Source organism: Massilia sp. CF038 (assembly GCF_900129765.1).
Classification (GTDB): Bacteria; Pseudomonadota; Gammaproteobacteria; order Burkholderiales; family Burkholderiaceae_D; genus Telluria_A.
The window spans coordinates 589,982-603,335 of record NZ_FQWU01000001.1; the positions used below are offsets into that span (position 1 = coordinate 589,982).

Below are 13,354 nucleotides of genomic sequence, written 5' to 3' on the forward strand. Positions count from 1 at the left end.
TCAGGCCAGCCATTCCACGTTGTTCTTGCCCAGGGCAGCGGCCAGGCGCTGCCAGCGCGAGGAAGCCTGGGCATCAATCTGGTTGCTGGCAGTTTCGATGCGGCAGCCGCCACGCTCGATCTGGGCGTCTTCCGAGACGCGCCAGCCGCCCTTGCTTAATTCTTCGCCGATGCTTTCGCGCACGATGGTTGCGTCGGCAGGATTGAGCAGCAAAATGGCGGGCTGCTGCAGTACCGGCAGGTAGCCGACAGCTTCGCGCACCAGGGGAATGATCAGTTCGGGTTTGACTTCCAGTGCAGCGCGCAGCATGCCTTTGGCCAGTTGCAACGCCAGCTCCAGCACTTCGTTGGCAATGTTTTCGTCAGCGCCGGACAGGGCGTTGCCAAAGGTGACGGCGATGGTTTGCAGGTGTTCAAGTTCTTTGGCGGCTTCGGTGCGGCCAATGGCCAGACCGTCGGCGTACCCGGCCGCGTGGCCTTCGTCGTAGCCGATCAGGCGCGCTTCGTCGCGAATGGCGTTGAGTTCGTCTTCGGACGGCAGCACCGGCTCGGGCGGGCGCTGGACGACCGCGCTCGGGCGCTCGTCGCCAAACGAGTTCATCTCCCAGCGCTGGTATGCGGACTGCAATTCTTTTGGGGTATCAGACAAACGAATCTTCTCCTTTTCCGCCTAGCACGATCTGGCCTTCGTCCGAGAGGCGGCGCACGATCTGCAAAATCTGCTTTTGCTGCGCTTCGACTTCGGACAGGCGTACCGGGCCCTTGGAATCGAGGTCTTCGCGCATCATTTCGGCCGCGCGCTGCGACATGTTCTTGAAGATCTTTTCGCGCAAGTCCTGCGAGGCGCCTTTCAGCGCAATGATCAGCATTTCCGATTGTACTTCGCGCAGCAGCAACTGGATGCCACGATCGTCGATATCGATCACATTGTCGAACACGAACATTTCGTCCATGATCTTTTGGGCCATGTCGTTGTCGTAGTTCTTGATGTTGTCCATCACCGAACCTTCTTGCTCGCCACTCATGAAGTTCAAAATCTCGGCAGCGGCGCGCACGCCGCCCAGCGACGATTTCTTGATGTTTTCATTGCCCGACAAAAGCTTGGTCAGCACATCGTTCAGTTCGCGCAGCGCGGCTGGCTGCACCCCGTCCAGGGTGGCGATGCGCAGCACCACGTCGTTGCGCAGGCGGTCAGTAAAGTTGGCCAGAATCTCGCAGGCCTGGTCGCGTTCCAGGTGAACCAGAATGGTGGCAATGATCTGCGGGTGTTCGTTGCGGATCAGCTCGGAAACCGAGGATGCATCCATCCACTTCAAGCTTTCGATGCCCGAGGCGTCCTTTCCACCCAGAATGCGCGACAGCAGCACCGATGCCTTGTCGTCGCCCAGCGCCTTGGTCAGCACCTGGCGGATGTATTCGTCCGAATCCAGACCCACGGTCGAGTTCATTTCGGTCTGGTGGCGGAACGCTTCGAGCACCGATACCACCTGCTCGTGCTGGACCGCCTTCATGGTGGCCATCGCTGCGCCCAGTTTCAACACCTCGCGCGGACCCAGGAAGCGCATCACTTCCGCCGCCTCTGCTTCGCCCAGCGCCAGCATCAGGATCGCTGCTTTTTGGATACCGTTATCATTCATTTGCGCCTACCCATGCCTTAACCACGTTTGCCACGACCCGCGGGTCATCCTTCGCCAGTGCCTTGGCCATCTGCAAGTTCTCGCGGTAGCCCTGGTTCTGGGTCGATTCCAGTTCCTGCAAGGCGGTGCGCGGCTCGCCATCTGCACCTTCGCCTGCGGCCGCTTCAGGCGGCGCCGGCAGGGGCGGCACTTCGGTAATTTCGTCGAGCTTGCGCATGACCGGGCGCAGCATCGGGCGCAGCACGCGGAAGAACAGGAAAGCCAGAATCGCAAAGAAGAACAGGCCGCGCGCTGCCGTCCACAGCATGCGCTGAATTTCGGCATCTTTCCACCATGGCAGCGTTTCGGGTGGCGCGGCCGGCTTGTCGACGCCATCGAAGGGCGCGTTCTTGACGGTCATGGTGTCGCCGCGGTCTTTCGAGTAGCCCATGGCTTCACGCACCAGTTCTTCAATCTGCGCCACTTCGGCCGCGGTCAACGCTTTTACCGTGACCTTGCCAGTCTTTTCGTCAACGATGCGGCGGTAGTTGACCAGCACGCCCACGGTCAGGCGCTTGATGCCGCCCATCGGTTTTTGCTCGTAGCGAATGGTCTTGTCGACTTCGTAATTGGTGGTGGCATCCTTGCGCATGTTGCCGCCCCCGGCTGGGGCGCCAGCCACAGGCGTGCCGCCGGCGATCGGTGCGGTGGCGGCGCCAGGCGGCTGGTTCGACAAGGCGCCCGGCACGCCAGCGGCCGGTGCCGGCGGGCTGCCTGCTTCCGAGGTGGTCTGGCTGCGGATGGACGACGGTTCCGGTGGCGAATTTGGCTTGTACTGTTCGGCAGCGGTGTCGACCTGGGCAAAATCAATGTCGGCCGACGCCTCGGCGCGCACATTGCCACGACCGACCAGCGGCGTGATTAGCGATTCCACCTGGCGGATGATGCCTTCCTGGATCTGAGCCACATACTTGAGCTGATTCGGATCGAGCTGTTTCGGTCCGCCTTGCTTGCTGGTATCCGACAGTAGATTGCCGTTCTGGTCCACCACCGTCACGTTCGAGGCTGGCAGTTCCGGCACGCTGGAAGCGACCAGGTGCACGATGGCGCTGACCTGGCCCTGGTCCAGGGTACGACCGGTTTGCAGGTTCAGCAGGACAGAGGCGGTGGGTTTTTGCTGTTCGCGCACGAACACCGAAGGCTTGGGCAAGGCCAGGTGCACACGTGCCGTACCAACGGCGGCGAGGGACTGGATCGAGCGCGCCAGCTCGCCTTCAAGCGAGCGCTGGTAATTGACCTGTTCGTGGAACTGGGACACGCCCAGCTTCTGGTTTTCCATCAGTTCGAAGCCGACGTTGCCGCCCTTGGGCAAGCCCTGGGCCGCCAGCTTCAGGCGCGCGTCGTGCACGCGGTCGGCTGCAACCATGATGGCGCCGCCGCCTTCGGAGAATTTGTAGGGTATGGCCATCTGGTCCAGCTGGGCCGTGATGGCACCGCCATCCTGGTCGCTGACGTTGGCAAACAGAACACGGTATTCCGGTTTCTGGCTCCACATGAAGACCCCGGCCATGATGGCCAGCACCACGGCAATGCCCACGCCCAGCACGATATTCTTGCCGAACTGGGTTTCCAGGAACGAGGGCCTGGCGTTGATGTCGACGAGGTCTTCAGCGGTAGCTGCTGCCATGATTGGTCTTCCGGAGGCGATGCGCCCAACGAGTCATTCTTCCTGCATCTGCCAAACAACACGGACGGACGCAGGGCTCAAGACGCCATTATGGGTGCGGGCACAACAGTGCAATCCCCTGAATAGCGACGCCTTTTGCCCCTTGCTTCAACGAAATTGTGGCGTGCGCGCTGGTATTCTGGGAGCCTGACTCAAGGTGTGTACAGATTGTACCCGCCAGCAACGGGAGAATGCAGATGAACGTAGGAGCGATCGACAGCGGCCGGATCGAAGCGATGATGGCGCAGCTGAAGGCGGCGGCAGCCAAGCCGACCGGCCCCACCCTGGCGCCGGGTGCGGTGGCGCCGGAAAAAGGCGCGGCCAAGGTGGACTTTGCCGATGCCTTGAAGAACAGTATTGCCGAAGTAAGCGACGCGCAGAACAAGGCCGGCGAGCTGGGCAAGGCGTTTACGATGGGGGACGACCGGGTCAGCCTGTCGGACGTGATGGTATCAATGCAAAAAGCCAGTATTGGCTTCCAGGCGACCGTGCAAGTACGCAACAAGATGGTGTCGGCGTATCACGAAATCATGAACATGCAGGTGTAAGGCGGCGCTGTCAGCCCAGGCCGGCAGCGCGGGCATTGCGCTCGCGCTCAAGATGGGTGATGTAACGTTGCACGCTGGACAAGCCGGCGCGCGACATGCTGGCAAACTGGCAACCGAGGCGGCGGTTGGTCTTGCTGTTGAGCAGGGTCAGGTCGATCGAGTTGCGGATCTGCAGAGTGCAGGTCACCACGCCCACGTCCGGCAAATCGAGCCGGCAATTCGGGTATTCCACACCAATCGTGTTACCAAGCTGCAGCTTGTTATCAAGAATCGAAATGCCCCCCACGCTAATGTCCGCAATCGGGAAGCTGGCGCTGCCGCCACCTTGCTCAAGCGGCAAGGGAATGCTGACCTTGACGGGGTTGCTGACCGGGGTGGCCATGCGGTAATACTCGCGCCGCTGCAGGCGAATCAGCGATTCGGGCAGGGCAGCCAGGAAAGCCGGGCCGCCTTCAAAGTCCACTTCTTCCAGACCTTCGGTATTGAACAGGATGCGAATCTTGTCGAGCGTGGTCTCGTAGCCCAGCTTGGGGGCGGTGAGAGCGCGCCGGTTTTGCGCAGGGTCGGGCGAGCGGTCCAGCACGATGGTGCCGTTGTCGGCGTCGACATCGAGCAGGGTGGTCACGCAGACATCGGCTTCGCCTTTGACCAGCATGCGGATCAATTGTTTTTTGGCTTGGATCTGACGCAGGAGGACAACGATTTCGCGACGCGACTCAACCCGGTAGTCATGCCAGTTGTCCATACTCGCATCGCTCGCTTGCATTGAATGCCGTTGTCTTAGGGGGCAATTAGCAGGGCCGAGTCCGGCGGGGCTGGCAGCGCTTGCCCTGAACGTTGCGCTGCTTCAATATGATATAGCCAGGCCAGCAGTTCCGCAATGGCCCGGTACAGGGCGGGCGGGATCTGCTGGTCCAGGTCCACATCCATGAGCATGGCGACCAGTTCCTTGGACTCGTGCACGAACACGCCAGCCTCTTTGGCGCGTTCAATAATTTGATCGGCAACCAGACCCTTGCCCTTGGCCACCACCTTGGGCGCGGCTTCGCCGCTGCGGTAGGCCAGGGCCACGGCCGACTGACGCCGGCCCGGTGGCGCGGGGTTACTCATGGCTGTCCGCCGCGCTGCGGGGCGTGCCAATGGTCAATGAGGACAGCGGCGTGCCGGCGGCCTGCATGGCCGCTTCCAGGCGCGCCGCGTGGGTGCGCAGCAAGGGGCCGGCGTCGCCCGCCGCGTCAAGCTGCAGCTGGAGCTGGTCGCCGCGCAACACGAGGCGCGCGCCGATTTCGCCCAGCATGGGAAAGCGTAGCTTGAGTGCGCTGTGCCAGCCCGGCTCGGGCGCTTCCTCGCCACCGTGTTTATTGCCGCCTTCGGATTCGTCACGCTGGATTTCCCAGTGCATGTCCTGCCCTGGCCAGACCTGGCCTTGCCATGCGACACGGGCGTGCTCCTGGGTTTGCAACTGCAGATTGATGAGCTGGGCCGAGGCCGGATCGGTGGCGGCGCCCGGGCGCTGCATTTGCGGCTCCTGGCCCAGGTCGGCCAGCGAACGTTGCCCGTTGGACCATTCCGCTACATGCGATTCATAGAACAGGCCGCTTTTGCCGACCGCATCCTGCAGGGCCGCAGCCAGCTGGGCGGGCGGGGCGCCTGCATGGGTGCTGAGCGCGGTTTTGGCCACGATGGTGTCGCCTTGCGACTGCGCCATGGCCAGGCTCAGCACGTTCGACAGCACGCGCGCGGTTTCGCTCAGGGTGACGGGGGCAGCGGCAGCGCCAGGCACTTGCGGGGCGGCTGCAGCCAGCTCGGCGCTGGACGGGGCCACGGCGCGGGTCTGGGCAAGCCCTGCGCCGCCCTGGGTGCGGGCCGCGAGTGCGCCTTCATCGGCGCCATCGAGATAGGGGGCGGCCGCGCCGGCAGGCGGGGCTTCGGCTTCGAACTGGGCCATCTGGCCCGGCTGGCCTTGTACTTCAACTTGAAAAGTGGGGCGCGGCGTCAGGGTCAGCAGCGTCATGGGGACGCTTTTGCCCGCTTCAGCGCCAGGCGGCAGCTGCATGCGGGCAGCTGTGTCGCCCACCTTGACCAGGAAACTGCCATCTTTCAGGCGCGCAAGAATGGCACCCTGTAATTGGGTGCCGACCATGCTGGAGAGGGAGCGGGCAAAGGCTTCCTGGCGCGGATCGGCTACCGGCGCCAGGCGCGCCGCACCGTCGAGCCGTCCGACCGGCGTGACGCTGATGTCGGACCGGGGCAACATCAGGCGACCTTAACCGCCGTAGGCGTGCGAGACGCGGCGCTGGTTGCCGCTGTTGCTGATGAGGGCAGACAACTGGGCCATCCACGGCATGGTGAGGTCGCGAATGCGGCGGTCATCGTCGAGCATTTGACGAATCGCGCGCACTTTGCGTTCGCGGTTGTCGCCAGCCAGCGCCAGCGTCGGTTCACTTGCCTTCAGTTGCCGGGTGTACGCGGCGCACGCTTGCTCGAGCTCGACCAGGCGATCCCAGTCGCTGCTTTCGGCGGCCTGCACCATTTGTTCGGTAATGCCCACCATCGCTTCGTATACCGTTACCACTTCCTGACTAGTCATCATTCAAGCGCTCGCGTAAGTAAGAGGGGAGGAAACTGCCGCGCCGCGCGCAGCCTGGGCCGGCTGCACGGCCGGCGAGGTACCAATCGCATTCCAGGCGCTGCGCAGGTCGCCCAACAGGCGCTGCACTTCTTCCAGAATGGTGACATCGTTTTTCAGGTTCGCTTCCAGCAGGCGCGTTCCCATGTATTCGTAGAGCGAATCCAGGCTTTCGGCGATGCTGCCGCCAGCGTTTTTATCGAGCGAGGCGCGCAGGCCGCTGTCGATGATCAGGATGGCCTTGGAAATCGCTTCGCCCTTGGCGGCAATATTGTTGGCTTTCATGTTGACGATGGCCGCGCCCAGCGCCTTCATGGCGCCGTCGAACAGCATCACGATCAACTGGTGCGGACTGGCCGAACTGACCCCGGTCTCGACGCCCACTTTGGCGTAGGCGTTGACGCCGAATTGCTTGGATCCGAACATAGTGAGGTGCTCCTTGTTTATTTCGTTTGCGCCGACAGGGCCGCCAGCTGCTGGGTCAGGAAAGATGAGGTCTGGCTCATGCTCGAGATCGAGACGTCCAGTGCTGTGTATTGTGCGCGGTAACGTTTTTCAATGTCGCCCAGGCGCAAGCCGAAGTCTTCCTTCTGCTTGGTGATCGCCTTCACGCTGGCGGCAATGCCATCGGTGCGGCCGGCAATCAGGCCTTTGGCGCCGAGGAAGCCATTGGTCAGATTGGTCAGCTGGTAAGCATAGCCTTGCGAGAAGCCGACGGTGCCGCGTGCGCCCAGGGCGCCGCCGGTGATTTCCACTTTCAGGCCCGAGGCGTCGGAACCGGAACCGGTCAGAATCTGGCCCGAACCGGCGGCAGCCTGGCCGCCAATGGTGCCGGCCACGTCCACACCCTTGGTCGGGGTGGCGCTGCCAAAGATATCGGCAAAGCTGGTGCCCGAGCTGGAACTGAGCTTGATGTTCGAGATCGAACCGTATTTGGCCGACACGACCTGCAGCTTGCCATCGTCGCCAATGCTGGCGTTGACGGCCAGTTCGTTGCCGGCAAAGCTGCCTGCGCCATTAATGGCCGACTGGAACAGCGTGGCCAGCTGGGCCGGCGTGTAGGTACCGGCGGCCAGGGTAAAGCTGGCGGTGCGGTTGGCCGTAACAGGGTCGGTTTCGTTGAGCGTCACGCTCCAGGTGGTGTTGGCGGCAATGGTGGTCGTTGCCGGCGGCACGCTGTCAGCCACGATCTTGCCCTGGCTGGCCAGCGCGGTAATGTTGATGCCGTATTCGCCCGGCTTGGTGGCCGCGGTCGAACTCTGGAACTGCACCAGGCTGTCGGACGCTTTGCCGACGGCCGCAAACACGCCTGCCACATCCTTGAAATTGGTCTTGATTGCCTTGTCGAGCTTGGCATTGTCCAGCGCCAGCGTGCCATCTTTCTGGAAGCTGATGCCCACTTGCGAGAGCGACTTGAAGTCGCCCGTCAAGCCCGTGATGCCTTGCGTCAGTTGCTTGCGCAACTGGGTCTGCAGGGTCTGCACGGTGGAGTCGCCCAGAAGCGCGCCGCCTTTTTTGGTCTCGGCGTTGTAGCTGGTGACGTCCTTGATCGATTTATTCAGGTCGTTGTAGGCCTTGACGAACGCCGCTACGCCGGATTTGACCGAGGCAGTATCCTGCGACACCACCAGGTTGGCCTTGCCGACGGTGCCAATGGTCAGGGTGATGCCCTCGATGGCGTCAGGCACATTGGTTGTTTCGCTGGTGATGGCAATGCCATTCACGTTCAGCTTGGTGCTTTGCGCGGCCGCGCTCTGGGTCAGGCTCTGGGTGCCGCCCGGGTCGTGGCTGAGCAGGGCAGCAATGTCGGCTTCGGCCACGCCGCCATTGGTGCCGCTGACGCTGATCTTCATGCTCGACGCTTCGCCCGTCTTGGTCGAGGTCAGCACCAGGTGGTTCGGGGTGGCACTGCCGTCCGAGACGATCGTGGCGGTCACGCCCACGTTGGCCTTGTTGATGGCGTCGCGAATGCCCTGCAGCGAATTGTTGCTGCTGTCGATGACGACGGTGCCGCTGATCTGGCTGGCGTTCTGGGTAAATGTGGCGCCCATATAACTGCCGCCAGTGCCGGCGGTCAAGCCTGCGCTGGCGGCATTGCTGCCGGCGACGGTGATCGGGGCGGCCGTTGCCGACAGCAGGCGAATGTTGCTGGTGGCCGTCAGGCTGGAGCCGCCGTTGGCGGTGAGGGCGGGCTTGCCAATGCCGCCGGTGACGGTGCCGGTCACGGCTTCGGCAATGACGATGTTGGAACCATCGGCAGCGGTAAATTTCAGGTCGCCTGCGGCCGCGGTGCCGGTAAAGGTAATGCCGGCGGCAGCCAGGGCGGTGGTGGTCGGGGTCGAGCCGGACAGGGCAGCGTCAATCGAGGCTGCCGTCACGTCGCCGGAACCAAGTTCCACGCCGCCGGCCGACAGCGCATAGGTGCCGTTGGTGGCGCTCACATTGCCAAAGCCGGCAAACAGGGTGGCGCTGGTGCTGGTCGGCTGGGCGCTGGCAGTCACGCCGGTGGTGGCGCTTTTGGCATTGATGGCCTCGGCCAGGGCCTTGGCGCTGCGGGTGGCGGAATCGGTGGCAATCGCAGTGCCGTTGATCGACAGGGAGCCGTTGGCAATCCCGCCGCTGGCCACGCCTGCGCCCAAATTACTGCCGGCAACGCCAAAGCTGCCGCCGGTGGTGGTGCCGAGCTGGAAGGAAATGGTGGTGCTGGAGCCGGCGCCGATGGCTGCGGTGGTACTGGTGCGCCCTGCGGACGACAACGTTTGAGCGGAGGCAATCTGGGTCACGTCGACCTTGTAAGTACCGGCCACGGCTTTGCTGGTGGCGGCGCCCACCATCACGTCGGTATTGGTCGACACCGCGGTATTGGACAGGAAGCTGGAAATGGACGTCAGGCTCGACAGGGAGCCCTGGAAGCCGCTGACGGCACCCGTGATCGAGCCCAGCGCGGTCAGCTTGGCATTGAATGCTGCGACTTTCTTGTCAAAGCTGGCAAGCGGCGCTGCTTCGACGGCCATCAACTTCGAGATGATGCCCTCGACGTCGATCAGGCCGGAGCCAATGCCAAGTGATGAGATGCCCACGTTTTTCTCCAGTAGAAAGCAACAGTATGTGCTGTTAACGGCAGTTTCGAAGCCGACTTGAGAGCCCGTTTTACCCCGTACTTCGAGAAATGATGGATGAAAAGAAACGAAAAAACCCTGGCTGGAAGGCTCCAGCCAGGGTTTCGATACTACACCTAATCAGGAATCGATTAGCCGCGCAGCAGAGCCAGCACGCCGTTTGGCAGCGAGTTGGCCTGGGCCAGCATCGCGGTACCAGCTTGTTGCAGGATCTGGCCGCGGGTCAGGTTGGCCGTTTCCGAAGCGAAGTCGGTGTCCTGGATGCGGCTACGAGCTGCCGACAGGTTTTCCGAGGTCGTTTGCAGGTTGCTGATGGTCGAAGCGAAACGGTTCTGGATCGCACCGAGCGACGCACGGCTGTTGTTGATCGCGGTCAGAGCGGCATCGACCACGGCCAGCGCGTTGTTGGCGCCTTCGGTGGTGCTGATGTCGATGTTCGAGACCGACGACAGTGCCGATGCCTGTGGCGTGGCAGCTGCAGCGAACAGATCAGTACCAGCGCTGGTCGAGGCGGTGTAGCCACTGGCCGAACCGAACTTGATCTGACCGCCAACCGTCGAACTGGAGGTGGCGGCAGCCGCGCCAATGACAACAGCAGCGCCGTTCGCTGGCGAGGTTGAAGCGGTCGAGAACGCATCGGCACCGGTCAGCGTGATGGTTCCGGTTGCACCAGCCGTGTTGGCAAAGTCGGCGATCTTGATATCTTCGCCTTCTTCGTTGCGCAGCGTGATGCTGGCGCCGCTGCCTACTGCCGTGATACCGGTCGCTGCCGTTTGGGCATTGATCGCGGTGGTCAGGGCCGACAGGTCGGAGGTCGAAGCAATGGTCGCACCAATGCTGACGGCGCTCGAGTTCGAACCCTTGAGGTTGAACGTCACGGTGCCGGCAGCGCCCAGTGCGCTCAGGGTCGCTTCGGTCGCGCCCTGGGCGGTCACACCCGTGGTCGACGAGGTGGCGTTGACCGCTGCTGCGATCTTCTTGGCCGAGTCACCGGCAGTAACGTTCGCCGTGGCGCTGGTGCCGTTACCGGAGATGGTCAGGACTTGGGTGGTAACACGGTTGTTGGCAAAAGCGGCCGCGGCGGTGGTGGCTGCGCCGCTGGTGGCGTTGCCGGTAACGCTTTGCAGCGTGTTGTTACCGATGTCCGAACCCTTGGCGCTGGCAACACCGACCGTGATGGTCTGGTTGGCATTGGCGCCGACCTGGAACTGGGCTGCCGACAGGCTGCCGTCGAGCACGTTCTGGCCGTTGAACTGGGTCGTGTTAGCAACGCGGCTCAGTTCTTGTTTCAGTTGCGATACTTCGTTGTTCAGTGCAGCGCGGTCCGACGACGAGTTGGTGCCGTTTGCCGATTGTACCGACAGTTCACGTACACGTTGCAGCAAGTCGCCTGCGGTCTGCAAGCCACCTTCAGCCGTTTGCGCCAGGGAGATACCATCACTGGCGTTACGAACTGCCTGGTTCAAACCTTTGATCTGCGACGTGAAACGCTCGGAAATTGCCAGACCTGCGGCGTCATCTTTTGCGCTGTTGATACGCAGGCCGGACGACAGGCGCTGCAGGGAAGTTGCCAAAGCGCCTTGCGACGAATTCAGGTTGCGCTGGGAATTGAGCGATGCGACGTTGGTATTGATGCTTGCAGCCATTTTGATTCTCCTAACATATTTACTACTTGGGTGGACGACTTGTCCTTGTTCACTTTGGTCTGTCTCTGTGTTCTGAAACAATCACACCGCAGTTGAATCTGGTAACGGAGGACATGCACAAAAGTTGATGGTGAGAATCAAGAATAAAACGTGAAAAAACCCCTCATCTCCAAAGATCAAACGCCGTCTGACGACGGCGTTTTTGTTTTCTTTAGCCCAAAATAATTTTTATTTTCAAAAAATTGCCTTGGCAGGAAGTCAATAACGGCGGGCTGAAACCTTGCCAGAGCGGCTAGTAGTTGTCAGTCCGCCAGCGTTTTTACTGACGCAGCAGGGCCAGCACGCCGTTTGGCAACTGGTTGGCCTGGGCCAACATGGCGGTCCCGGCTTGCTGCAGGATCTGGCCGCGGGTCAGGTTGGCCGTTTCCGCAGCAAAGTCGGTGTCCTGGATACGGCTGCGCGCAGCTGACAGGTTTTCCGAGGTCGTGTTCAGGTTGTTGATGGTGGCAGCGAAGCGATTCTGCAAAGCACCGAGCGAGGCGCGGCTGTTATTAATGGTGGTCAGCGCAGCGTCGACAACGGCCAGGGCGTTGTTGGCGCCTTCGGTGGTGCTGACGTCAATCGTCGACACGGCCGACAGTTGCGATGCGTTTGGCGTGGTGGCGGCGAACAGGCTGCCGGCCACGCTGGTGCTGACGGTGTAGCCGCTGCTGCTGCCGAACTTGACCTGGCCTCCGACGGTCGAGCTGTCATTGCCGGCCGGGACCAGGGTGGCTGCCGCACCCACCGCTGGCGTGGTGCTCAGCGAGGAGAAAGCGTCACGTCCGGTCAGGTCGATGGTGCCGGTGGCGCCGGCGGTATTGTTGAAGTTGGCGATCTGGATGTCTTCACCTTGCTCATTGCGCAAGGTGATGCTGGCGCCGCTGCCGATGGCGAAGATGCCGGTGTTGGCGGACTGCGCATTGATCGCGGTGGTGATCGCCGACAAGTCAGTCACGCTGGACACCGTGGCGCCGATGGCGACCGGGGTGCCGTTGGAACCCTTCAATTCGAAGGTGATGGTGCCGGCAGCAGCCAGGCCCGACAAGGTTGCCTCGGTAGCGCCCTGGGCGGTCACGCCTGTGGTGGACGAGGTAGCGTTGATGGCCGTGGCGACCTTCAGGGCGGAATCACCGTTGCCGATGGTGGCGGTGGCGCTGGTGCCGTTGCCAGCCACCGTAATGACCTGGGCCACCACGCGGTTGACGGCAAAGCCGGTTCCTGCGCCCGTGGCGACGCCACTCGAGGTGGTGTCTGCAAGTGCTGCCTGCGATTGCAGGTTGTTGCTGCCGATGTCAGAGCCCTTGGCGCTGGCAATGCTGATGGTGATGGTCTGGTTGGCATTTGCGCCGACCTGGAACTGGGCTGCTGCCAGCGTGCCGTCGAGCACATTCTGGCCGTTGAACTGGGTGGTATTGGCAACGCGGCTCAGTTCCTGTTTGAGCTGGGCAACTTCGTTTTGCAGCGAAGCGCGGTCGGATGCGGAATTGGTGCCGTTGGCAGCTTGTACGGCCAGCTCGCGGACACGCTGCAACAGGTCGCCGGACGTCTGCAGGCCGCCTTCTGCGGTCTGGGCCAGCGAGATACCGTCGTTGGCGTTGCGTGATGCCTGGTTCAGACCGCGGATCTGCGACGTGAAACGCTCCGAAATTGCCAGTCCTGCGGCGTCGTCTTTCGCGCTGTTGATGCGCAGGCCGGACGAGAGGCGTTGCAGGGAAGTCGACAAGGCGCCTTGCGACTGGTTCAGATTGCGCTGGGAATTGAGGGAAGCGATGTTGGTGTTGATCGATGCGGCCATGATGAATTCTCCTTGGGTACTGCGGGTCTTGCTGGGTGGGCTGCTTTGCCCCTTGTTCACCTTGGTCTGCCTCTTGCGTTCCGAGACAATCAAACCGTAGTTGAATCTGGTTACGGAGCTTCAGCGCGAAGCTTGACACTGCCTTTCTGACATCAAATGACAAAAAAGCATCGCTAAAACTGCCTGGCGGGCAGCTCTAGACGACGCTTTTTTCTGCTTCTTGAATGAGAATAG

Annotated in this window: 12 protein-coding genes; 1 reads left to right on the forward strand and 11 read right to left on the reverse strand. The window is 62.0% G+C overall.

The features are described 5' to 3' along the window. The 3 genes from BUC24_RS02600 to fliF are packed head-to-tail and all read right to left on the reverse strand — an operon-like array spanning position 1 to position 3,302. Positions 1 to 600 (reverse strand): flagellar assembly protein FliH, encoded by a 600-nt coding sequence (locus BUC24_RS02600; protein WP_073214676.1) that lies wholly within the window; start codon positions 598 to 600, stop codon positions 1 to 3. Positions 601 to 640: 40 nt separating this feature from the next. Continuing rightward, a complete protein-coding gene (gene fliG, locus BUC24_RS02605) occupies positions 641 to 1,636 on the reverse strand; it encodes a flagellar motor switch protein FliG (protein WP_073212516.1) in 996 nt (331 codons plus the stop codon). Beyond that, on the reverse strand, positions 1,629 to 3,302 hold the full coding sequence (fliF, locus tag BUC24_RS02610) for a flagellar basal-body MS-ring/collar protein FliF (protein WP_073212517.1): 1,674 nt from the start codon (positions 3,300 to 3,302) through the stop codon (positions 1,629 to 1,631). Before fliF ends, fliG begins: the two co-directional genes overlap by 8 nt. A gap of 236 nt (positions 3,303 to 3,538) precedes the next feature. Here fliF and fliE point away from each other — a divergent pair, with 236 nt between their 5' ends. Then, positions 3,539 to 3,889 carry a flagellar hook-basal body complex protein FliE gene (fliE, locus tag BUC24_RS02615; RefSeq protein ID WP_073212518.1) on the forward strand — a complete coding sequence of 117 codons (351 nt, stop codon included), beginning with the start codon at positions 3,539 to 3,541 and terminating at the stop codon, positions 3,887 to 3,889. Between the two features lie 10 nt (positions 3,890 to 3,899). Here fliE and BUC24_RS02620 read toward each other — a convergent pair whose 3' ends face one another. The 8 genes from BUC24_RS02620 to BUC24_RS02655 form a co-directional block, all read right to left on the reverse strand. Continuing rightward, positions 3,900 to 4,634, reverse strand: a complete 735-nt coding sequence (locus tag BUC24_RS02620) for a flagellar brake protein (protein ID WP_073212519.1) — start codon at positions 4,632 to 4,634, stop codon at positions 3,900 to 3,902. A 35-nt stretch (positions 4,635 to 4,669) separates the two neighbouring features. Next, positions 4,670 to 4,999 (reverse strand): EscU/YscU/HrcU family type III secretion system export apparatus switch protein, encoded by a 330-nt coding sequence (locus tag BUC24_RS02625; protein WP_073212520.1) that lies wholly within the window; start codon positions 4,997 to 4,999, stop codon positions 4,670 to 4,672. Beyond that, positions 4,992 to 6,146, reverse strand: coding sequence for a flagellar hook-length control protein FliK (locus BUC24_RS02630; RefSeq protein WP_073212521.1), 1,155 nt, complete (start codon positions 6,144 to 6,146; stop codon positions 4,992 to 4,994). Before BUC24_RS02630 ends, BUC24_RS02625 begins: the two co-directional genes overlap by 8 nt. A 9-nt stretch (positions 6,147 to 6,155) precedes the next feature. Beyond that, on the reverse strand, positions 6,156 to 6,482 hold the full coding sequence (locus tag BUC24_RS02635; RefSeq protein WP_073212522.1) for a flagellar protein FliT: 327 nt from the start codon (positions 6,480 to 6,482) through the stop codon (positions 6,156 to 6,158). Further along, positions 6,483 to 6,944, reverse strand: coding sequence for a flagellar export chaperone FliS (fliS, locus tag BUC24_RS02640; RefSeq protein ID WP_073212523.1), 462 nt, complete (start codon positions 6,942 to 6,944; stop codon positions 6,483 to 6,485). A 17-nt stretch (positions 6,945 to 6,961) separates the two neighbouring features. Continuing rightward, positions 6,962 to 9,598, reverse strand: coding sequence for a flagellar filament capping protein FliD (fliD, locus tag BUC24_RS27440; RefSeq protein WP_073212524.1), 2,637 nt, complete (start codon positions 9,596 to 9,598; stop codon positions 6,962 to 6,964). A 170-nt stretch (positions 9,599 to 9,768) separates the two neighbouring features. Continuing rightward, a complete protein-coding gene (locus BUC24_RS02650) occupies positions 9,769 to 11,283 on the reverse strand; it encodes a flagellin N-terminal helical domain-containing protein (RefSeq protein WP_073212525.1) in 1,515 nt (504 codons plus the stop codon). 319 nt (positions 11,284 to 11,602) lie between these two features. Continuing rightward, the gene (locus BUC24_RS02655) at positions 11,603 to 13,120 is read right to left on the reverse strand and encodes a flagellin N-terminal helical domain-containing protein (RefSeq protein WP_073214679.1); all 1,518 of its coding nucleotides are present in this window, start codon (positions 13,118 to 13,120) and stop codon (positions 11,603 to 11,605) included. Between the last annotated feature and the right edge of the window lie 234 nt (positions 13,121 to 13,354).

Excerpts from the sequence above, each read along its gene's own strand:
- BUC24_RS02600 (WP_073214676.1), bottom strand. The coding sequence starts at position 600 with ATGAACTCGTTTGGCGACGAGCGCCCGAGCGCGGTCGTCCAGCGCCCG.
- fliG (WP_073212516.1), bottom strand. The coding sequence starts at position 1,636 with ATGAATGATAACGGTATCCAAAAAGCAGCGATCCTGATGCTGGCGCTG.
- fliF (WP_073212517.1), bottom strand. The coding sequence starts at position 3,302 with ATGGCAGCAGCTACCGCTGAAGACCTCGTCGACATCAACGCCAGGCCC.
- fliE (WP_073212518.1), top strand. The coding sequence starts at position 3,539 with ATGAACGTAGGAGCGATCGACAGCGGCCGGATCGAAGCGATGATGGCG.
- BUC24_RS02620 (WP_073212519.1), bottom strand. The coding sequence starts at position 4,634 with ATGGACAACTGGCATGACTACCGGGTTGAGTCGCGTCGCGAAATCGTT.
- BUC24_RS02625 (WP_073212520.1), bottom strand. The coding sequence starts at position 4,999 with ATGAGTAACCCCGCGCCACCGGGCCGGCGTCAGTCGGCCGTGGCCCTG.
- BUC24_RS02630 (WP_073212521.1), bottom strand. The coding sequence starts at position 6,146 with ATGTTGCCCCGGTCCGACATCAGCGTCACGCCGGTCGGACGGCTCGAC.
- BUC24_RS02635 (WP_073212522.1), bottom strand. The coding sequence starts at position 6,482 with ATGATGACTAGTCAGGAAGTGGTAACGGTATACGAAGCGATGGTGGGC.
- fliS (WP_073212523.1), bottom strand. The coding sequence starts at position 6,944 with ATGTTCGGATCCAAGCAATTCGGCGTCAACGCCTACGCCAAAGTGGGC.
- BUC24_RS02650 (WP_073212525.1), bottom strand. The coding sequence starts at position 11,283 with ATGGCTGCAAGCATCAATACCAACGTCGCATCGCTCAATTCCCAGCGC.
- BUC24_RS02655 (WP_073214679.1), bottom strand. The coding sequence starts at position 13,120 with ATGGCCGCATCGATCAACACCAACATCGCTTCCCTCAATTCCCAGCGC.